Below are 20,567 nucleotides of genomic sequence, written 5' to 3'. Positions count from 1 at the left end.
GGCGCAAGCGTCAGATGTTCCTGCGCTCCCGCAGAGTCCGGGTTATGCGTCCGCTCTCCTGATCTGCCGCATAACCCGGTTCGAGTATTCGCTCCGGCAAAGACGGCGCATCGTCCGTTCCACCATCCGGCGCATTGTCCGGTACGGCGGCGCGGCTTCAGCCGGCGAGCATCTGCTTTGCCCGCGCGATGACGTCGCCGATCTTCCGCTCAAGATCGTACTGGGCCTGCTGCTTTTCCGCCCTCTGGCGGCACAGCTTCACGAGCGCATCCAGGGAATTGGCTGCGCTTTTGGCGTTGCCCTGCTTTACCTCCCGGCTGAAGGCGGACCACAACGGATCGCAGCTTTTCTTCAGCGCGCTGCCGGCGCTCTTCTCGGCCTTCAGCCGAACCTTCAGCGGCTCGGTTTCGGCCAGAACGGCGCGGATTTTCTTGGCTTTGGCGGCCGCGGCGCTTTTCGCGTTCTTCCAGGCCGTGTCCTTGGCCTTGATGTCCGCCTTGGCGGCGTCCACGGAAAACTTCATCCCGGCGGCCTGGGCGCGGAGTGCGGAGGCAAGCGTCTTGCCGCCGAGCCGGGAAGCGGCGTCCGCCTGCTTGCTGGTCGCCGCGTACAGCTCCAGGAGCGGCTTGTATTTCGCCTTGGCCTGCAGCACGGCCTTCTCCAGCCGGACGATCCGTTCCGCATCGATCTCTTTGATCCGCTGCTTCACGGCTAGCAGCTCTTCTTCATTTCGGTAGTGGGCATCCTTCGTTTTGGCCGCCAGATCGGACTCCTGCTTCCAGACCGCAATCAGGTCGGCGTTGAGGCTGGTGAGCCTGGACCCGATCGACGGCTCCGCGCCTTCGGCAAGACGGCTGACGGCGGGCTGCAGCGCCGCCGGATCGGTCATTGCGGCGAGCGAGACGCCGGGTACGGCGCACAACACTAGCAGAAAGCAGAGCAAGAACGGAACGGAGAAACGGAAAAACGGTTTGCGAAGCATGACATACCTCCTCTTCGGAATAGGGACGCCAGGCGGGCGGAAAACGCAAAAAAGCACCGCAAGAACGGCACAAAGGCCGGTCTGCGGTGCTTCCGTCGCATGGGTCGCATTTTGATTCGATTGGGGCTAACTATACCGGATGCCCGCTCAGGTGTCAAGCTTGCCGTCATGAAAACCGATCCGGCTTCTTTCAAATGTGACAAATGGCCGTCAATGTAATGTAATCTCACAATTTATGAAATTTAGCGTTGTGCGTTCCCTGCTTTCTTGATAGAATCACTTTAATGAGGAATCACTTTACCAGTGGAAAACATTAAACGATTTCAGGGGAGTTGGAGCGGCATGAGAAAAACCATCTTGGCGGTCTTTACGTTCGTTTTTGCCTTGACTTTGGCAGCTTGCGGCGCAAGAGAAGCGGAAGAGAGCCCGAGCCCCAGCGCGGCGGCGGGAGCGGGAAGCCCCTCGGCATCGGCGGATGCGGCCAGCCCGAGCGAAGCGCCCGCCGGGAAGATCAAGTTCGCCACGGACGCGGCATACGCGCCGATGGAAAGCATGGACAAGGATCAGATCGTCGGCTTCGACATTGATTTTCTGGCGGAAGTGATGAAGGTTGCCGGCATTGAATACGACGTGACGAACACGGGCTGGGACACCATGTTCCTGAGCGTGGAGCAGGGAACGGATTACCAGGCTGGCATTTCGGCTATCTCTATTACGCCGGAGCGGGAGCAAACGTATGATTTTTCGGCTCCTTATTTCGAGTCGACCAACCTGATTCTCGTCAAGGAAGGCAGCGAAGTGAAAAGCGCGCTGGACCTGAAGGACAAGAAGGTCGCCGTTCAGAACGCCACCACCGCGGATGACCTGATGACCGGCATCATGGGAGCGGGCAGCTCGAACCTCAAGAAATTCGATAACAACGTTCTTGCCTTTATGGAGCTGGAGCAGGGCGGGGTTGACGCCGCAGTGGCGGATATCGCCATCGTACAGGAATACATCAAAAACAACCCGGACAAGAAGTTTGTCAGCATTTCGGACACGGCCAACTTTACCCCGGAATATTACGGCATCATGTTCCCGAAAGGCAGCGAGCTGAAGGCGAAGCTCGACCCGGCGATCAAGACGGTCATCGAAAACGGAACCTATGCGACGATTTACGAAAAATGGTTCGGCGAATCGCCCAATACCGACAACCTCCTGAACGCAGCAAAGGAATAACCGAGAGGGCTGAGCAGGACGGACGTTTCCCTTTGATATGCGCCGTTCTGCCGCCCGGTCTTTTGCAAGAAGCAGCAAAGCATGCGCCGGTCCGAATCGCGCATGCTTTTGTCATGAAAAAAACGGAAGGAAGAACAGGATGGATTTCCGATTTGACATTGTTCTTGAATACATGCCCCTTATCCTGGAAGGCATGGCCCGGACCATCGGACTGTCGCTGGCGGCGATTCTGATCGGGTCGGTGCTCGGGCTGATCATCGGCTTCGGCCGCATGTCCAGGCTGTGGATTTTCCGCTGGCCGGCGTTGGCCTACATCAATTTTTTCCGGGGGACGCCGCTTTATGTGCAGATTCTGATTGTTCACTTCGGGCTGGTGTACGCCCTCATCGGCCATACGGACGCCATCATTGCAGGGATCGCCGCGCTGTCCCTGAACTCGGCCGCTTATTCCGCCGAAATTTTTCGCGCCGGGATTCAATCGATCGACAAGGGACAGACCGAAGCCGCTTATTCCCTCGGCATGACCCATTGGCAGGCGATGCGTTTCATTATTCTGCCGCAGGCCATTAAACGGATGATACCGGCGTTCGGCAACGAGTTTATCGTGCTCGTCAAAGACTCCTCGCTGCTCGCTCTTATCGCGGTACCGGAGATTATGTACTGGAGCAACTCCATGCGCGGGCAGTATTTCAAGGTTTGGGAGCCTTATTTGACGGCGGCCGTTATTTACTTCATCCTGACCTACCTGCTCAACAAACTCCTCCAATTCGTCGAGAAGAAGGTGTAAGCCGATGAATCCGATCATCCAGGTAACCGGGCTTCATAAATCCTTCGGCTCCAACGTCATTTTGCAGGACATCAGCGTCGATATCCGTTTGCAGGAGGTTGTGGTGGTCATCGGCCCCTCAGGGTCGGGAAAGTCGACCTTCCTGCGCTGCCTAAATTTGCTTGAGCGGCCGGAAGGCGGCGAAATCCGCATCGAAGGCCAATCGCTGACGGACAAAACGACCCGCATCACCGAAATCCGCCAGGAGGTCGGCATGGTGTTCCAGCAGTTCAACCTGTTCCCCCACATGAAGGTGATCGACAACATCACCCTGGCCCCGGTCCGCATCCGCGGATGGGAGCCGGCCAAGGCGCGGGCCAAAGCGCTGGAGCTTCTGGACAAGGTGGGGCTGACGGACAAGGCCGACGTATACCCGGCTTCGCTGTCCGGAGGCCAGTCCCAGCGGGTGGCTATCGCCCGGGCTTTGGCGATGGAGCCGAAGGTCATGCTGTTCGACGAGCCTACGTCGGCCCTCGATCCGGAGATGGTGGGCGAGGTGCTGGCCGTCATCAAGCAGCTGGCCAAGGAAGGCATGACCATGGTCGTCGTCACCCACGAAATGGGCTTTGCCCGCGAGGTGGGCGACCGGGTGCTCTTCATGGAGCAGGGCAGAATCGTGGAAGAGGCGCCTCCGCACGAGCTGTTTACGCAGCCGAAGCAGGAACGCACCCGGGAGTTTCTTTCCAAGGTGCTGTAAAGCGAAAATCACAAGCGGGGACGAACGCGTCCCTGCTTTTTTGCGTTTGTCCGCCGCGCGGCATAATATCGGTCACGTTTCCCGGAAGATTCGTCATCGAGCCGGCCGAAAGCGTTTTCTATAATGGGAAGTGATGCCCGTTTCCGGTTCGCGCACTTCAGAATGGCCGAACGTCCCGGAGCATTGGAATTTTTCCTGCAAAAAGCCCATCTTTTAACGAGGAAGGGCGTTATCTGTGGTATAAAGTAGGGGAGCGGCGCTCGCAAACCGGATAACAAACAGGAGGGGTGGGCATGTACAGCATTCTGGTTGTGGACGACGAACCCATCGTCTGCGGAGCGATCAGCCGGTTTCTTTCCCGGTCGGACCTCGGCGTCACGCGGGTGGAGACGGCCCTGAACGGCTTTGAAGCTTTGGATTATTTGCGGATGGACACCTTCGATCTTGTGATCACCGACATCCAGATGGGCGGAATGAACGGAATCGAGCTGATGGAGGTCATTTTCACCGAGCAGCCGAACCTGCCCATCATTGTCGTGTCCGCACATGAGGACTTTCACTACGCGCAGCAGGCGCTTCGGCTGGGCGCGCTCGACTACCTGATCAAGCCGGTGGAGTCCGAGGAGCTGATCCGGGTGGTCGGCGGGGTGTTGAACAAAAAGCAGGTCGACCGCAGCAAGCTGTGGGAAAAGACGATCCGCCAAAAATATTCCATGGAGGAGCTCCTGTCCGTCAAAACGATCCTGCTGAACGAATGGATCAGCGAAACGGACGGCGGCTGGGAAGAGGACGAACTGAGCGGGGTGTTTGCGGACCTCGGCGTCGAGCTTCCCGGTCCCTGCTACTGCGTCCTGAACGTCGAGCTGGATTTGCATGCGGGCCCGCGCGGCAAACTCCGCTTTCGTCTGCGCGACCGCAAGCTGCTCCTTTACGCAGCCCTGAACGTCATGCAGGAAAGCCTGCTTGGCTGGGAGGGCTTTTCGTTTTACGGCTACGGGAGCCGCCTGATTTGTCTGCTTTCGTTTCGGGAGGACGAAGTGCTGCAAAAAGGCGCCGATCTTGTCTCCCAGGTGCAGCTGATCGCGCGGACGGTATCGGCCAACATCGCGGGCTATTTGAGCCTGGGCGCGCGGATCGGCATCAGCCGGACGGCCTCCGGCCTCGGCCGCGTGCCGCTCCTGTACCGGGAAACGCTGGAGACGCTGGAGCTGAAGCGGGGCGACCGGATGGAGCCCGCCGTGTATTTTGCGGGGGATGTGGAACGGAGCGCCGACAAGCAGCTCGCCCGCTGGCAGCAGCAGCTGGAGGCGTTTATGAAGGAGCTGAACGGCCACACGGAAGCCGCCGAGGCGCGGCGGGAGGTGGACCGGCTGTTCGGAGAGCTCGACCGGCTGGGCCTGCCCGAAACGCAGGTGCCGACCTGCCTTTTGCAGACGGCTTACCGGTTGTACGGCGCGCTGGCGGATTTCCGCGACGTGCTGGAGGACCAGCCGTGGCCGGAGGAGCCGCATCGGCTCGCGCCGGCGGCCGCTTCGCGGGAGCGGCGCGGCGAACTGAAGGACTATGCGGCCCGCGCCGCCGAGCTGATTCTGACCGGCCTGCAGCGCCGGGAAAGCTCCACGGTGTTCAAAGCGATGGACTACATCCGGCATTCCTACGGCAACAAAGGCATGAAGCTCCAGGATGTGGCGCGGGAAGTCCACCTTAGCCCCAATTACCTCAGCTACCTTTTCAAAAAAGTGACGGACAAAAACCTGTGGGATTTCCTCACGGAAGTCCGCATGGAGGAAGCCAAAAAGCTGCTGCTGTCGAGCGACAAAAAGCGATACGAAATCGCCGAAGAGATCGGCTACGAATCGCCGGAGCATTTCAGCCGGATGTTCAAAAAATACTTCGGCGTCAGCCCCGCCGATTTCCGCAAGTAGGGAAGAGGGAGTGACCGATGCGGCTCGCGCACAAGATTTTGCTGTCGTTCCTCGTCTTTATTGTGATTCCTTTTATGCTGGTGGGGTGGATCTCGATCCGCCAGTCGGCGCAGATGACCGAAAAGCAGGTCAGCGGCACGCTGTATCAGCTTGGCAAGCAAAACGGCATTACCCTGCAGCGCACCATGGACAGCATGAACGACAAGACGCTGAAATTCATTGAGGACCATTTTACGATGAACGCGCGCGTTCCGATCCGGCTCGATGAAATCCGCTCGCTGAACGATTACAACCGGGTCGACAACCTGATCAGCTACTACACGCTGGACGGCACGGAATACGCGCTGTACACGCCGGAAGCGCCGGGGCAGCTGCAATTCGAGCTCGACGCCGAAAAACGCAGCGGCCTGATTTTCGTCAAGCCCTCCGAGCTGCCGCCCTATTACGTGGAAGCGGCGGACCTGAAAGGTACCGCGGTTATCCGCGTGACTCCCTCCGCCGGCAGCGGTGCGCCTACGGTCAGCTACATCCGGGCGATTGTGGATGCGGGCGACAACAACCGGGTGATCGGCGTGCTTTATGTCCGCCATCTGGAGGTGCTGCTTTTTGCGGATGTGTGGTGGGCGGAGATGCCCGAGCACGGCGTCAGCTACCTGGTCAACGAGCGGTTTGAGATTCTGACCTCCAATCCGGCGGTGCCGATCGGAGAAGAGCTGGCGGTGCCGGAGGAAGTCCGCGCGATGAAAAACGGCTATCTGTTCGCCGACTGGAACGGCAATCGGACGCTGTTTACGTCGGTCTCCAACCAGGATTTCGGAACATCGCTGATCTACGAGGTGCCCGCCCAAACGATCGTCGGGGAACAGCAGGCGTACCGCAACGTGCTGCTTGGGGTGATGGCGTGCTGCTTCTTTTTCGTCGCCGTCTACCTGATGTACATGCTGCGTTCGATCCTCGGCCCGCTGGCCCGGCTGTCGCGCTTTACCGAGAAATACGAGCCCGGCATGACGTTCAGCATGAATTCGATGCTGCGCCGCAACGACGAGATTGGTAAAATGTACGGCTCGTTTCACCGGATGACGGAACGGGTCAACCAGCTCGTCGAGGAGCGCTACCTGCTGGAGCTCCGGCAAAAGGAAACGGAGCTCATCACCCTGCACACGCAGGTGACGCCACATCTGCTTTACAATACCCTGGATTCGATTTACTGGTACGCCATCGACGAAAACGTGCCGGACTTGGCCCGGATGGTCAAGGACCTTTCCTCGCTTTTGCGGATCGGGCTGAGCCGGGGCCGGGAGCTGATCCCGGTGCGGGAGGAAATCCAGCATATCCAGGCATATGTCCGTCTGCAAATGCAGCGGTACCAGAACGTGTTCGAGGTGCATTGGGAGCTGGACGAAACCGTCTTCGACGAGCTGACGCCCAAAGTCATTTTGCAGCCCATCGCGGAAAATTCCATTCTGCACGGCATCGGCAAAATGGACGGGGAAGGCGAGCTGTGGATCAAGGTGCGTCCGGCGGACGAAGCCAGCTTTCTGTTCATCGTGGAGGACAACGGCTTCAAGCCGGTCGATCCGGAAGCGCTCAACCGGATGCTGGCGCGCGGAGAAGGCGAAGGATACGGCATTCTCAACGTCAACCGGCGGATCAAGCTGCATTACGGGGACGAATACGGCATCCGGTATTCGCGGCGGGAGGGCGGCGGCATGTGCGCCGAAATCCGTCTGCCGCGCGGCGGCAAGAAGGAGAACACGCAGACGGGAGGAACGGGCCATGAATCGGCAGGAAGCGAATGACCGGCAGACGGACGGAGGGACGGTTCGGAGGGAGGAGCAAGCGGGCCGCCGGCCGGACCGCCCGGTGCGGCTTATCCTCGACACGGACATCGGCCCGGATTGCGACGACGCCGGTGCGGTCGCCGTGCTGCACGCCCTGGCGGACCGGGGCGAAGCGGAAATTCTCGGCATGATACACGGAACGACAAGCCGGTGGGGAGCGGGCTGCCTGGACGCGCTGAACCGCTATTACGGCCGGCCGGGTATTCCGGTCGGGCAGCTTCGGCTGGCGGGCGGCGAAAGCTTTCTGGACGACGATCGTCTGTACGGCCGCTACAACAAGGCGATCGCGCTCGGATACCCGAACCGCTTCCGGGAGAACGGGCGGGAGGAGGCGCGGGAAGCGGTCGACCTGTACCGCGAGCTTCTCGCGGCGGAGGCCGACGGCAGCGTTGTCATCGCCGCGATCGGGCCTTTGCCTGCGCTGCAAGCGCTGCTGGAGTCCGGCCCGGATCGGCACAGCCCCTTGACCGGCGCGGAGCTGGTCCGCCGCAGGGTGGAGCGGCTGGTCGTGATGGGCGGGACATTCCCGCAGGGGCGGGAGTGGAACTTCGAGCAGCACCCGGCCTCCGCCGCTCTTGTAGCGGAGCGGTGGCCGACCCCGGTGGTGTACGCCGGGTTTGAAATCGGCGCCGCCGTCGTTACCGGCGGGAAGCTGCTCGCGGAAGCGCCGGCCGACCATCCGGTGCGCCGGGCGTACGAGTGGTTCGCCCGGGCGGGGGCCTCGGCTGAGGCGCCGGCGGGCGGAGGGGAGGCGGCGGAGACCGGCGGCGCCTTCGCGGGCGGCCCGGCGGACGAAGCCGGCGAAGCGGCGGGGCGTGCCGAAGCAGGCGCGGCGGCTGAGGCTCCGGCGGGCGCTTCCAGTCCGCTCCCGCCTCCAACATTTTCGGCGGTCCGGCCGAGCTGGGACCTGATTGCCGTGTTGTTTGCCGTTCGGGGAACTTGCGCCGCTTTCTGGGAAGAGATCGGGAAAGGCCAGGTAAAAGTGGCTTCGGACGGCTTCAATACGTGGAGCGAGAAGGGCGGAAGCAACCATTCTTATTTGCGCACGCCCAGAGACCCCTCCATTCTGACTGACGAACTGGAGGAACTGCTGGCGGCTTGTCCGGCTTTTTAGGTTGGGAGAGCAGGCTAGTGGGACGAGGAGAAAGGCAGGTTAAGACGAAATTAGGTGCGAACGGCGGGAGTTTCAAGTGCGAACGGCGAGTATTAGGCACATTCTTTGCAGACTCCTTGCTGTGCGGCTGAAATTGGGGCGGGTGAACCGATGGGATGCGAGTGACGTCGGGAAGCGGTTGGACTTTTGATCAACAAGCAACGTTTCTGGAAATAAGTGCATAGCGACACTTATTTCCTTCGGTTCTTCCCTTTATTGGCCAAATAATTGCGTATCCGCACCTATTCCCTGGGAAATCCTTGATTGGGGAAGAAAATCGAAAAAATAAGTGCCTCTCCGTACTTATTCGGTTCAAAACGGCGGATTACCGCATAATTAAGTGCTGCTATGCGCCTATTGCCCAAACACCGTTCACCCAAGCGGCGTGCCAGTTAGTAGCGCGGCTCTGGCGATGGGAAGTCGAGGTTCTGCAAGTAGGAAGCGCAGCTCTACCGGTGGAGTAGTGCGGGACATTGCGCTTACCGCCAAGACGCAATCCCGCTTCCGGGAATAACGGCTCCTCTCCGGGGAGCCGTTTGTTGCTTCCGGCTTAATATCCGTCACATTGATGTGTACAGCCGTCATCGAAAGCCGGAGGGCGCCGCCCTATAATAAAGCTATCAAACAACACAGGTACGAACAGATTGGAGGACCTCCTACATGGCGGCGGCGCATCCGAACGAAGAATATGCGAAACCCGGAACGCGCGCTCTGACTCGCGCGACTGGCATCCGCAGGGTGTGGCAGAACCTGGTGAAGTTCAAAGCGCTTTACTTCATGTTTATTCCCGGGCTGCTCATTCTGCTGGTCAACAACTATTTGCCGATTTTCGGCGTGTTTGTGGCTTTCAAGAACGTGAACTACATCGACGGTATTTTCGGAAGCCCCTGGGTCGGCTTCGATAATTTCAAATTTCTCTTTTCCAATTCCGACGCCCTGCGCGCGGTGCGCAACACCTTGATGTACAGCGTCACCTTCATCACCTTGTCTACGGTGCTTTCCGTAGTGGCCGCACTCCTGTTCAATGAAATCCGCGTCAAGTTCCTGGCGAAAACGTACCAGAGCATCATGATCCTCCCCCACTTCCTTTCCATGGTTGTCGTGAGCTACCTGGTGCTGGCCTTCCTTAGCCCGCAGGGCGGATTTGTAAACGTTATCATGCAGCAGTTCGGTTTGGAGCCCGTCGACTGGTACTCCTCGGCGCAGTATTGGCCGTTTATCCTGGTGCTGATCACCATCTGGAAAAACGTCGGCTACAACGCCATCGTTTACATCGCCGGTATCGCCGGCATCGATCCCGAATATTACGAAGCGGCCATTCTGGACGGCGCCACCCGCTGGCAGCAGGCCAAAGCGGTGACCCTTCCGATGATCCGCCCGATCATTATTGTCCTGACGCTGCTTTCTTTGTCGCACATCTTTACATCGGACTTCGGCCTCTTTTACCAGGTGACGCTCAACTCCGGCATCCTGTACGAAACGACGGATGTCATCGACACCTTTGTTTACCGGGCGCTGATCAACCTGAACGACATCGGCATGTCCTCGGCGGCGGCCCTGGTGCAGTCCACCGTCGGCTTTATCCTGGTCATGGTGGCCAACCTGTTCGTCCGCAAAATCAGCAAAGAAGACGCTCTCTTCTAAGGAGGCTTGCTTACCATGAGGATGTTCCAATCCGCGAGGCGCAGGGAAAACCGGGTCGGCCCCGTCGCGTCCGCTTTGATCCACGCGCTGTTCATCGCCTTTTCGCTCGCCTGCATCATACCGGTGATTCTGGTGCTGGTGGTTTCCTTCTCCAGCGAAGCTTCAATCATTAACCATGGATATCTGTTCTGGCCCAAAGAGTGGTCGACGGAGGCCTACAACTTCCTGTTCAAGGACGCATCGACCTTGCTCCGCGCCTACGGCGTCAGCATCGGGATTACGGTGGTCGGGACGGTGATCAACATCATCGTGATGGGGCTGTACGCCTATCCGTTGTCGCGGCGGGACCTGCCGTACCGGGGGCTGTTCACCTTCCTGCTCGTGTTCATCATGCTGTTTAACGGCGGGATGGTCACCAAATACCTGGTGTACACGAAAATCCTGCACATTCAAGATACCTACATGGCGCTGCTGCTTCCGCTACTGATGCTCCCGTTTTATGTGATTGTGATGAGGACCTTTTTCCAGACGACCATTCATCCGGCGATTCTGGAGTCGGCCAAAATCGACGGGGCGAGCGAGCTGCGCATCTTTTTCCGGATCATCTTTCCGCTGTCGCTTCCCGTATTCGCCACCGTTGCGCTGTTCAGCACAATCAATTACTGGAACGACTGGTTCAACGCGCTGCTCTTTATCAACGACAGCGAGAAGTTTCCGCTGCAGTACCTGATGGTCAAGGTGATGAACGACGTGCAGTTCATCAAGGAGAACATGAGCCAGTTCGCGCAGGCCGAGCTGATCGCCAAGCAGCTTCCGGGCGAAACGCTGCGCATGGCGATGGTGGCGATGGGGATCGGCCCGATTATTCTGGCGTACCCCTACTTCCAGCGGTTCTTCATTCAGGGCTTGACCGTCGGTTCCGTCAAAGGCTGATCCCGGGGAGTTTTCTCCCCGGTTGGCAAAATACATCATCATCTTATGGAGGGTTAACAGAATGAAGAGACACAAAAGCATCTCCGCTTTAATGCTCGCTTTAAGCTTTGCGTTTGCTTCCACGTTAGCGGGCTGCGGAGGTTCGGGCGGCGAGGCGTCTTCTCCCAGTCCTTCGGCGGGAGGGACCACGGCGGGCGCAAATGAGAGCGCTTCCCCGGCCAAGGAAGAATTCAAGCCTTACGAAGTTTCCATTTATATGCCCGGCGCGGCGCAAAAGGATCAAGGCCCGGTCGAGCAAAAGCTGAGCGAGCTGGTATCGGCCAAAATTCCGAACACCACCGTCAAGCTGAACTACATCGACTGGAGCGCGTATCAGGAAAAAACCAACCTGATGCTGCAAACCGGCGAGCCGATCGACATCATCTTCGCTTCGCGCGGCTATCAATTTTTCACGAACGCGGCCAAAGGGGCTTTCCTGCCGCTGAATGACGACAGCCTGCCGAAATACGGCAACCTGCTCGAGCAACACGGCAAAGGCATCAAAGAGGTCATCGACCCGGCCTTCCTGCTCGGCCCCGTGGTCAACGGGAAGCTGTACGCCATCCCGAACAACAAAGAGCTGGCCCAGGGACGCGGCATCGTGTTCCGCAAGGACATCGTCGAAAAATACAAGTTCGATCTGAGCACCGTCAAAAGCCTGAAGGACGTCGAGCCGTTCCTTGAAGTGATCAAGGCGAACGAGCCGGACATCTACCCGGTTTACACCAACAAACAGGACTCCGTGCTCGACTGGGCCGACGAAGGCGACTTCCAGCCGATGGACTTTGGCCAATACGTCAACCTGGCCTCCGATCCGAACAAAATTATCCCGGTCACCGATCCGTCTTACTCCGAAACGGAGCTGGGACGCTATCAACTGCTGCATGACTGGTTCAAAAAAGGCTACGTGAACAAAAACGCCGCCACGACGCAGGAGAACATCGCCGACATCAAGGAAGCCGGCAAGATCTGGTTCTTCCCGACGACGACCTCGCCAGGCCGGGAAGCGGCGCTCCGCGTGGAGAACAAATCCGGCAAAGGCCCGGAATTCTTCGACTGGACGCTCGTGACGCTGCAATCGCCGCAGGTGACCACCGCCCAGGCGACCGGCTCGCAAGTCGCTATTGCCCGCAGCTCCAAGGATCCGGTCCGCGCCATGATGGTGTTGAATCTGCTGTACACCGACAAAGAAATTCTGAATACGGTCATCTTCGGACTGGAAGGCAAGCATTTCGAGAAGGTTTCCGACAACAAAATCAAGCAAATCCCAGATTCCGGCTATTCGCCGGGGAACGGCTGGATCATCGGCAACCAGATGAACAACTACCTGCTCGACAACGAAGCGGACAACAAATACGAAGAGTATAAGGAATTCAACAAGACGGCCGAAAAGTCTCCGCTGCTCGGGTTCTCCTTTAATCCCGATCCAGTAAAAACCCAGGTGTCCTCGTTCAGCACGATCGACACGGAGTACCGCGACATTCTGCGGACCGGTGCGGTCGATCCGACGGATGTTCTCAAGAAGCGCAACGAAAAGCTGATCAGCGGCGGTCTGGAAGACATCACCAAGGAAATGCAGAAACAGCTGGAGGAATGGAAAGCTGCAAACGGAAAATAAACCTGAATGAGCAAAAAGCCCCGGCCTGGATCAGGCGGGGCTTTTTGGCGTTTCGGAAGGAATTGACAGGAGAAAGCGGCTGTGATAAATTTTGATCAACTGATCAAAAAGTTAACTGCGCATTCAGTATTCTCGCCGATTCGCACACACTCAGGAGGAGCCAATGAAGCCGGACCCATCATCATCGAAAGAAGCGAAATCCTCTTTTATCGCGGAGGCTCGCCGGGAGCAGTTCGTAGAGGCGGCAATCCGGACGCTCGGTGAAATCGGCTACGCCAAAGCGAGCCTGTCGCAGATCGCCAGGCGGGCGGGCATCAGCACGGCGCTGATTTCCTATCATTTTGCGGATAAGGAAGATTTGATGAACCATGTGCTGACGCGGCTGGTCGAGGCTTCGGCCGCTTATGTGCTGGAGCGCGTGGAGCGGGAAGCCGCCAGCGCCGCCAAGCTGCACCTTTTCATTGAAGCCAGCCTGGCTTATCAAGCTGCGCATCCGGAGCGGAACGCCGCTTTGGTGGAGATTGTGTTTGGCGCGCGGACGCCCGACAACGTACCGTATTACAAAATCGGCGACGAAGAGGACGACGCGCTTCTGGCCGAGCTGAAGCGGATTTTGCGCCGGGGGCAGGAGGAAGGGGTGTTCGGCCCGTTCCACCCGGACGTGATGGCGAGCGTCATTCAAGGAACCATCGGCGAATACCTGTACGTGAATTCGCCCCTTGCCCGCGAGGTCGATCTGGAAACCTACGTGCGGGAAGCAATCGCCATAGTCGACCGGGCGGTTGGACGGTAGGGAGAGGAGAAGGGGGAGAAAGTTCCTATGAAGGCTGAGAAGGGTCAGGAGGAGCGGCAAACCGTTGTCGGGTACTCGCCGGGAATGGGCGTTCTGTTGTACGGAGTTTTCGGAGCGGGTGGGCTTGCGCTCGGGTTTTTTCTGCCGCGTCTGGCGGAATGGGCGCTCGGGCTTCCCTGGGTCCCGTTTGAAGGGCCGCTCCGGCTGATCAAGGCGCTGGATGCGTTCTGGGTAACGGTTGCCCTGTCGGTCATCGGCTTGCTGGCCGGTCTTTGGCTTGCCGGAACCGCCATCCGGGAAACGTTGATCGTCGCGCTCACGGATCAGGCGGCCAAGCTTGACAAAGACGGGCAAAGCCGGACCGTATCGGCGGCGGAGACCGAAGCCGTGTTTATGGACGGCAAGGAGCTGGTGCTTCTCGGCCGCACGGGGGCGGAGCTGGTCCGGGAAAAAAGCGACGAATCCGCCGCCAAGCTGGCGGAAGCGTTCCGCCGCCACGGCTACGCCTGGCTGGAGGGGGACCCTTACCGGGAGCAATTCCGGCGGTGGGTGCCGGACCTGCCCGAGCTTTCCGCAGGCGCGCACGCCTTGTTCAAGGCGAGGGAAATCGCACTCGGGAAAAAGGAAGCCAGGGACATCAAGGAGCTCCGCGCGGAGCTCGCGAAGCTGGGCTATGTTGTCCGCGACGAGGAGGGCCGGCAGTATTGGCGGCGGGTTCCGGGTCCGGCGGAAACGGCGGGAGCGGAAGCTGATGCAAGCGTGTCGGGTCATTGAAAGAAGGCTGAAAATACAGCGCCCAAAAACCTCCGTGGGTCGGCAAAAGCAACCGCGCGGAGGTTTTTTTGCATAGGCGGGGAAATTCAGGCGAAGGAGGAGGATGCCGTATGCTTAAGCGGATAGCGCTCGCGTTCGCTTGTCTCCTGGCAAGCGCCGGGTGCGCAGCGCCGGGCCAAGGGGGCGTTTTCGGTCAAGATGCGGAGTCTAAGCCGGTTGAAACAGTTGTTCCATCCCCGGCGACCGTAGTTTTTGACCGCAGCTGTCTTGAAACGGTTCCGCTTGCGGCTCTACCGCAAGGCGGACCGGGGAGCGGTCCAGAGGTGTACCGCTCCCTATTCGAAAAGGGAGCTTCGGCCCTCGCGGTCGTTCCGATGGGCGAAATTCTGACGCTTTCGTTCGGAGAAACGCCGCCCGACCGGGTCACCGTCAAAGACCGGCTGCTGAGTGCGGAGGGGTACGTTCTGTACCCCGATCCGCATGTCGTAGACATTGCGCCGGAACGGGAAGGGAACGGGTTCGCCTTCCCGCTGCAAATGAATCCCTGGAGTGCGCTCAGTTCCCAATCGGACGCAGCGAGAAACCAATGGAGGGGCTTTGAGGTGACGGCCGTGTGGGGCGAAGCCGAATACCGCTACGCGTTTGCGCTCAGGGCCGTGCAGGAATGAAACGGCAAGCCCGGCCCCGGCCGAAAGCAAGAGGCTGTCCAAAAGAAAGCTTTGCTCTCTTCATATGAAGAGGGCTTTTCTTATTGGATAACTTTGCATAGGAAAACTCTCCCTATCGGTCGAAAAATGCGTTTTTAGGAACGCACTCTCATTGAAGAAATGTCCCTTTTTGTCGAAATTATAGAGTAGGGATAACCAAAAAAAGGATGTGACTTCTTTGGGGAAACAGGCGGGGCGTTGGTTTCTCGTAGTGGCGCTTGTCATCAGTCTTTTGCCGGTGTCGATGTGGACGGACGGAAGCAAGGCGGAGGCCGCGAACGCGGTGCTCTGGCAGTTGGGCAAGGCAAATGATTCGGCGGCGGAATTCGCGGATTACAAAGCGGCCGCTGTGGAAGCCGTTGCCGTTCCCTCCGATTGGGCGACGCGCAGTTCCTGGAGCTTTATGTCGAAAGGGCTGAAAGGCGACCGCAACAAAACGATGACGCTCTCGTTCAATCTGGCAAGCGTTCCGGCCAACGGCGTGGAACTCAGCTTCAAGGTATTGGACGCTTATAAAATAACGCCGCAAATGGCGGTTTACAGCAACGACGTTCTGGCCGGCATGATCCAAATCGCCGGGGTGGGCGGCACAACAAGTCCGTACCCGTATAAAAAAGTGTACCGGCTTTATATTCCGAGGGAGCTTCTGCAAACCGGCGCCAACGCGCTGAAGCTGGAAGCGGCGGGCAGCCTTTTCGGCTCCTCGGCGGAAGACCCTTACCTGTGGTGGAACTGGGATTACGTGAAGCTGGAAGCGCTGGGAGCGCCTGCGGCGGAACCGGTGCACGGCCGGGTTTCGTACCTTGGCACCACCATTATGCAGGACGATTTTTACTACAACGATAACGTGACCCTGCATCTTCCCTACATCCTGAAATGGATGGGGGTCGCCTACAGCGGCAACGTAAACCGCGTGGCCCTGTGGTCCGATCTCGGAGAGCAGCCCGAAGCGCTCGGCTATTTGCAGGCCATGCGCAATTACAACATGCAGGTGGTCGGCGATCATCTGTCTACCGGACAAGCTTCGGTCGACGCCAGCGGACAGCTGGATGCCGCCTCGAAAGCGACGTTGAATTCCTATTTTTCCAAATACGGCAGCCTGATTCAATTTTATGAAGTGGACAACGAGCCTGGCTTGTTCAACCGCTCCAAGGCGGTCAACCTTGCGGTCGCCCGTTACGTCCGCTCCATCAAGCCTTCCCACGTGAAGCTCGTCGCGCCCGGCTGGGCGTACTGGCCTTCGCTGGGCACGCCCGACGGCTGGGAACGCGATCCCGCCCAGCGCAAGCAGGTGGAGGACCTCACCGACCTGACCAACGGCCACAGCTACGGAACGTCCAACGTCGACGACGAGGGCGGCAGCTTTACCGAAAACCTTGAGACGTTCGGGGGTTCGTCGGACGGCCTGCCCAAACAAATGCTGGTGACGGAAACGGGCACCAACGATTCGCACACCGACTTTCCTTTTGTCGGCTCCTCCCAGCCGCACGCTTCGGCGTTCGACCGGATCATCCGGGCAAACCTGGGGTATGCCGATTACACGATGCAGCACGCGGCGTTTTTCCATGAAAGCTACTCGCTTTTCCAGCCGGGCTTCAACTGGTTTAATCACGATCCGGCGACTACGGTTGCTTATCCGGGCGTCGGCGGCGAGGATTCCCGGCTGAAAACCTACCGCCGGCTGGCGCTCGCCTATGCGACCCACGGCAAGCCGCTCGCTTACACCTATGCGAACAAGTCCGAAGTGGCGGGCAAAAAGGTTTACTTCCGTGCCGTCGATACGTCGACTCTTGCTCCGCTTCCCGGAAGCGGCGGCAAATCCGACAAAATCCTGCTGAACTTCGTCAACTTCGAGCCGACGCAGCAGACGATGAACGTCCGGGTGACGATGCCCTCCACCGGCATTTATGAAGGAGAGCGCATCGGGGCGGGCAACTCCTACGCCGAAGCCAAAACGGTTGTAACCGGCTTGAACGCTTCTCCTTCCGTAAACCTGAGCGTTACGCTGGGTCCGGGAGAATCGGTGCAGTATATTCTGAACAAGCAGAGCGCCACAACGGCGCCGGCCGCGCCGAAGAAAATCTGGCTGGAGCCGGGCGTCGGCAAAGTAAAAGCCACCTGGACCGAGCTGGACGGAGCGGTAAGCTATACGCTGAAACGCTCGACTACGCCGGGCGGCGGCTATACGCCGGTGGCGGCCGGCCTGACCGGCACCTCCTATATCGACACGACGGCCACGGGCGGCCAAACGTACTACTACGTTGTCGCGGCCAGCAATTCGAAGGGAACGGGGCCGGATTCCCCCGAGGCGGCGACGGCGGCGAATCTGCCGACCTCCGTTGAGGCCGAGGATACGCTTATCGGCGGCGGGGCCGCGGTCAGCGCGGACGCCAACGCATCGGGCGGGAAAAAGGTCGGCAATATGCATGGCGGCGGAGCGTTCGTCAGCGTCGACTTTGACGGCGGCAGCGGAGGAACGGCGCAGCTGAAAATTCAGTACGCCAAAGGCGACAGCGGCACGACGACCAAAAGCCTGTATGTCAACGGAATCATGGCCAAAAAGCTTTCGCTGCAGGGCAGCGGGGGCTGGAACAAATATATCGAAGCGGCGATTGACGTGCCGCTGGACCGCGGGCGAAATACGGTGGTCATCAAGCAGGACGGGGGAGATACCGGCGGGGTCGATTTGGACAAGCTTACCCTGATCCCCAATGAAGAGCCGGCATCGCCGACGCTGGCGCCGAAGCCGGTCCCTTCCGCCACGCCAACGCCTACAGCCACACCGACGCCGAGCCCGGCAGCGACGCCGGCAGCGACACCGAGCCCGACGGTTACGCCGAGCCCGACGGCCACGCCGACCTTGGCGCCTACACCGGCGCCTACGCCGGCGGGCGATACGCAAGCTCCGTCCATTCCGGGCAGCCTGAAGGCCGCTTCGGCCGGACAGACGACGGTCACGCTGACGTGGAGTCCGTCAACGGACAACACAGCCGTAACGGGCTATGACGTCTACCGCGGGTCCGCGCTGGTCGGAACGGCGGAAGGGACGTCCACCTCGTATACCGACAACGGCCTGACGGCGGGGACGACGTATTCCTATACGGTCCGGGCCAAGGACGCCGCGGGCAACTTCTCGCCCGTCTGCGCTCCGGTCAGCGTGCTGACCGCCTCGGCGCCGCTCGCGACCACGCCCGTCCTGTTCCGCTTCGCCCAGTCGGGCATCGGCGGCTGGACGCCGTATGAAGGCGACTGGAGCCTGGGAAGCGGCGGCGATTATTCGCTGAAGGCCGGCACCGCTCCGAAATCGCTGATCAGCGGCGCCACCTTTACGAACGGCGGCATGGTGGTCGACCTCACCGTCGGAGAGGGCGGCGACGCGGGCGTGCTGTTCCGGGCTAGCGACGCGGGAACCGGCCCGTACGCCTACAACGGCTACTACGCGGGCATCACCCGCGCCGGCGATGTGGTGCTGGGCAAAGCGGAGAACGGCAAATGGACGCCGCTCGGCACCGCCAAGGCCTGGAAAACGGGCTGGTACCACTTTAAAGTGGAGGCAAAAGGCTCCCTCCTCAAAGTGTATGTCGGAGACATGAAGGTCCCGCTTATCACCGCGACGGACGAAACCTTCGCCACCGGCGGCATGGGGCTCGGCGCGAACAACACCGGCGCCGCCTTCAACAACTTTAACGCCGGACCGTAACGAACGATTGATCTCCTTTTTCATAATAAATGCCTTGCTTTGCGCCTTCCCTTCGGGGAGGGCGCCTTTTTTTAGCCGGATGCAGAATGCGGCTCGTGCGTGGGCTCCAGTGCATTTATGGGAAGATTATCTTACTGCATCCCGCCCCGGCGTATTTTTTTCAGCACAACCGCTTTGGCGTAGTTCCAGTCCCCGCGGTCATACAGAACACGGGCTGCCGGATAGCCGAAAAAGCGCGGGAAGGAGTAAATCGTCACACCCAAGCGGACCAGGGCGCCGACGATCATCGCCAGGGCGATGCCCGGCAAGCCGAGCCAGGGCACCAGAACGAAGAACAGCCCCGTCGTCACGGCGATTGAAGCCACCTGGCGGAGCAGGGCGAGCGCGGGCCGGCCGAGCGCGCTGAAGGAGGAGGACAAAATTTTAGCTCCTCCGACGATAACGCATTCCAGGGCAAGCAGATAAAAGCTGAAGCTGCTCTCCAGAAACTCCGGCCCGAACAGAAGCCCGAGGAAAAAGCGGCCGATGACCACGGCCGGCAGCAAAGCAATCAGCATCGCCGCCATCGAGACGCGGAAGGCGCGGCTGACGGTTTCCAGCACCTTGTCCCGCTCCATGCCCGTAACCTTGGGGAACAGAACGCCGGCGATGGCGTTTTGCACCACGTTAAAAACCCGCGACAGGGCGTAGACGACCGTATACAAGCCGAGGTCGCGGGGCGAAAGCAGAAAAACGATCGCCAGCTTGTCGATTTGATACGAAAGCGTGCCGATCAGCTCCATGCCGTATACCTTCAGGCCGTACACGTAGAACAGCTTGCGGGCCTTTTTCCCGACGGAGCGCAGCCGGCTTCCGGGGGCGATCCGGTCCCGCAGCCGGTAGACGGCCCAGCCGGCCGCAAGGAGGCCGGAGAGGAAGTTGACGTTCGGCGCATGCTGCAGGGTAAGCAGCCCGAGCGGCCAGAGGGCCAGGTAGCCCAGCAGATTGAGCAGGGGCATGTTCAGCAAAAGGCCGTTGGCCACGTCGAAGCGGTCCATGCTTTGGGCGAAGGCGACCAGCATGTTGACCAGAATAGCCAGCGGAATCGCCTTCAGGCAGTAGCTCTGCGCAAGCCCGACGATTTCGCCGGAGTAATTGCCCAGCCAGCCGGGCAGCATGTACCATGCGAAGGCGCCGGCGGCCAGCCCGGCCGGCAGCTGCGCCATCAGGGATAGCCGCAGAAGACCGGAGGGGGACGCGGTATTTTTTCGGGCGTGGTAAATCAGGGAAGACGAAAATCCGAAGCCGATAAAGCCGACAAGGATCGTGGGCCACAGCAAAATGGCGGACAGCTCGCCTCTTCCTTCCGCGCCGAAGACGCGGGCCGTCAGGATGGAAGTCAGGGTGGTGAGGATGAGCACGAAGAAGTTGGTGAAGCTGGTGTAAACCACCGTACGGACCAAACCGCCCGGTTTTCGGGCGGCTTCGGCTGCGTGTGTGACCGCCATAGCCATCGGCTCCTTTTTGCGAGTATGGAAAACGGGATGTCGGATGCAGATGGGAGAATAACCCTGGCCGCGGAGAAAACGAGACCATTCATAAGAATACAAGAGCAAAGAGGAGTTTTACAAATTTTTAATATATAAAGAATACAAAAGGCGCGATAAAATTATTAATATTTCACAAATCGGCGTTTTCCTGATTAAAACCGTTTCAACCCGTGTAAAAAGGGTATAAG

Annotated in this window: 15 protein-coding genes; 13 read left to right on the top strand and 2 right to left on the bottom strand. The window is 59.4% G+C overall.

What is annotated here, in order from left to right; all coding sequences use genetic code 11:
* Window positions 1-157: 157 nt before the first annotated feature.
* Window positions 158-982, bottom strand: coding sequence for a hypothetical protein (locus AC6I6H_RS14335; RefSeq protein WP_497954564.1), 825 nt, complete (start codon window positions 980-982; stop codon window positions 158-160).
* Between the two features lie 342 nt (window positions 983-1,324).
* On the opposite strand from AC6I6H_RS14335, the gene AC6I6H_RS14330 reads away from it, so the two are divergent.
* From AC6I6H_RS14330 to AC6I6H_RS14270, 13 genes are all read left to right on the top strand, one after another.
* Window positions 1,325-2,200, top strand: a complete 876-nt coding sequence (locus AC6I6H_RS14330; protein ID WP_497954563.1) for a basic amino acid ABC transporter substrate-binding protein — start codon at window positions 1,325-1,327, stop codon at window positions 2,198-2,200.
* 139 nt (window positions 2,201-2,339) lie between these two features.
* A complete protein-coding gene (locus AC6I6H_RS14325; protein WP_497954562.1) occupies window positions 2,340-2,987 on the top strand; it encodes an amino acid ABC transporter permease in 648 nt (215 codons plus the stop codon).
* Between the two features lie 13 nt (window positions 2,988-3,000).
* The gene (locus AC6I6H_RS14320; RefSeq protein WP_497954592.1) at window positions 3,001-3,723 is read left to right on the top strand and encodes an amino acid ABC transporter ATP-binding protein; all 723 of its coding nucleotides are present in this window, start codon (window positions 3,001-3,003) and stop codon (window positions 3,721-3,723) included.
* Window positions 3,724-4,016: 293 nt separating this feature from the next.
* On the top strand, window positions 4,017-5,648 hold the full coding sequence (locus tag AC6I6H_RS14315) for a response regulator (protein ID WP_497954561.1): 1,632 nt from the start codon (window positions 4,017-4,019) through the stop codon (window positions 5,646-5,648).
* Between the two features lie 17 nt (window positions 5,649-5,665).
* On the top strand, window positions 5,666-7,447 hold the full coding sequence (locus AC6I6H_RS14310; RefSeq protein WP_497954560.1) for a sensor histidine kinase: 1,782 nt from the start codon (window positions 5,666-5,668) through the stop codon (window positions 7,445-7,447).
* Window positions 7,425-8,603 carry a nucleoside hydrolase gene (locus tag AC6I6H_RS14305; RefSeq protein WP_497954558.1) on the top strand — a complete coding sequence of 393 codons (1,179 nt, stop codon included), beginning with the start codon at window positions 7,425-7,427 and terminating at the stop codon, window positions 8,601-8,603. The genes AC6I6H_RS14310 and AC6I6H_RS14305 overlap by 23 nt, the downstream gene beginning before the upstream one ends.
* A gap of 699 nt (window positions 8,604-9,302) precedes the next feature.
* Entirely contained in the window at window positions 9,303-10,286 is a 984-nt protein-coding gene (locus AC6I6H_RS14300; protein ID WP_497954556.1) for an ABC transporter permease, read from the top strand.
* A 15-nt stretch (window positions 10,287-10,301) separates the two neighbouring features.
* On the top strand, window positions 10,302-11,219 hold the full coding sequence (locus tag AC6I6H_RS14295) for a carbohydrate ABC transporter permease (protein WP_497954554.1): 918 nt from the start codon (window positions 10,302-10,304) through the stop codon (window positions 11,217-11,219).
* A 61-nt stretch (window positions 11,220-11,280) separates the two neighbouring features.
* Entirely contained in the window at window positions 11,281-12,876 is a 1,596-nt protein-coding gene (locus AC6I6H_RS14290) for an ABC transporter substrate-binding protein (RefSeq protein WP_497954552.1), read from the top strand.
* Between the two features lie 163 nt (window positions 12,877-13,039).
* On the top strand, window positions 13,040-13,669 hold the full coding sequence (locus tag AC6I6H_RS14285; protein WP_497954551.1) for a TetR/AcrR family transcriptional regulator: 630 nt from the start codon (window positions 13,040-13,042) through the stop codon (window positions 13,667-13,669).
* 27 nt (window positions 13,670-13,696) lie between these two features.
* Complete coding sequence (locus AC6I6H_RS14280) at window positions 13,697-14,443, top strand: YqeB family protein (RefSeq protein WP_497954550.1); 747 nt, start codon at window positions 13,697-13,699, stop codon at window positions 14,441-14,443.
* Between the two features lie 323 nt (window positions 14,444-14,766).
* Entirely contained in the window at window positions 14,767-15,111 is a 345-nt protein-coding gene (locus AC6I6H_RS14275) for a hypothetical protein (protein ID WP_497954549.1), read from the top strand.
* Between the two features lie 217 nt (window positions 15,112-15,328).
* Window positions 15,329-18,850, top strand: coding sequence for a fibronectin type III domain-containing protein (locus tag AC6I6H_RS14270; protein ID WP_497954548.1), 3,522 nt, complete (start codon window positions 15,329-15,331; stop codon window positions 18,848-18,850).
* Between the two features lie 131 nt (window positions 18,851-18,981).
* On the opposite strand, the gene AC6I6H_RS14265 is transcribed toward AC6I6H_RS14270, so the two are convergent.
* Complete coding sequence (locus tag AC6I6H_RS14265; RefSeq protein WP_497954547.1) at window positions 18,982-20,337, bottom strand: lipopolysaccharide biosynthesis protein; 1,356 nt, start codon at window positions 20,335-20,337, stop codon at window positions 18,982-18,984.
* Window positions 20,338-20,567: the final 230 nt, after the last annotated feature.

This window comes from Gorillibacterium sp. sgz306347 (assembly GCF_059735245.1).
The sequence above is the reverse complement of the archived record's forward strand: the minus strand, read 5'-3'. Positions and strand labels throughout refer to the sequence as shown.

What these genes read in the sequence shown, in the direction of transcription:
- AC6I6H_RS14285 (WP_497954551.1), top strand. Translation starts at nt 13,040, where the DNA reads ATGAAGCCGGACCCATCATCATCGAAAGAAGCGAAATCCTCTTTTATC.
- AC6I6H_RS14310 (WP_497954560.1), top strand. Translation starts at nt 5,666, where the DNA reads ATGCGGCTCGCGCACAAGATTTTGCTGTCGTTCCTCGTCTTTATTGTG.
- AC6I6H_RS14325 (WP_497954562.1), top strand. Translation starts at nt 2,340, where the DNA reads ATGGATTTCCGATTTGACATTGTTCTTGAATACATGCCCCTTATCCTG.
- AC6I6H_RS14305 (WP_497954558.1), top strand. Translation starts at nt 7,425, where the DNA reads ATGAATCGGCAGGAAGCGAATGACCGGCAGACGGACGGAGGGACGGTT.
- AC6I6H_RS14280 (WP_497954550.1), top strand. Translation starts at nt 13,697, where the DNA reads ATGAAGGCTGAGAAGGGTCAGGAGGAGCGGCAAACCGTTGTCGGGTAC.
- AC6I6H_RS14290 (WP_497954552.1), top strand. Translation starts at nt 11,281, where the DNA reads ATGAAGAGACACAAAAGCATCTCCGCTTTAATGCTCGCTTTAAGCTTT.
- AC6I6H_RS14335 (WP_497954564.1), bottom strand. Translation starts at nt 982, where the DNA reads ATGCTTCGCAAACCGTTTTTCCGTTTCTCCGTTCCGTTCTTGCTCTGC.
- AC6I6H_RS14315 (WP_497954561.1), top strand. Translation starts at nt 4,017, where the DNA reads ATGTACAGCATTCTGGTTGTGGACGACGAACCCATCGTCTGCGGAGCG.
- AC6I6H_RS14265 (WP_497954547.1), bottom strand. Translation starts at nt 20,337, where the DNA reads ATGGCGGTCACACACGCAGCCGAAGCCGCCCGAAAACCGGGCGGTTTG.
- AC6I6H_RS14295 (WP_497954554.1), top strand. Translation starts at nt 10,302, where the DNA reads ATGAGGATGTTCCAATCCGCGAGGCGCAGGGAAAACCGGGTCGGCCCC.
- AC6I6H_RS14330 (WP_497954563.1), top strand. Translation starts at nt 1,325, where the DNA reads ATGAGAAAAACCATCTTGGCGGTCTTTACGTTCGTTTTTGCCTTGACT.
- AC6I6H_RS14300 (WP_497954556.1), top strand. Translation starts at nt 9,303, where the DNA reads ATGGCGGCGGCGCATCCGAACGAAGAATATGCGAAACCCGGAACGCGC.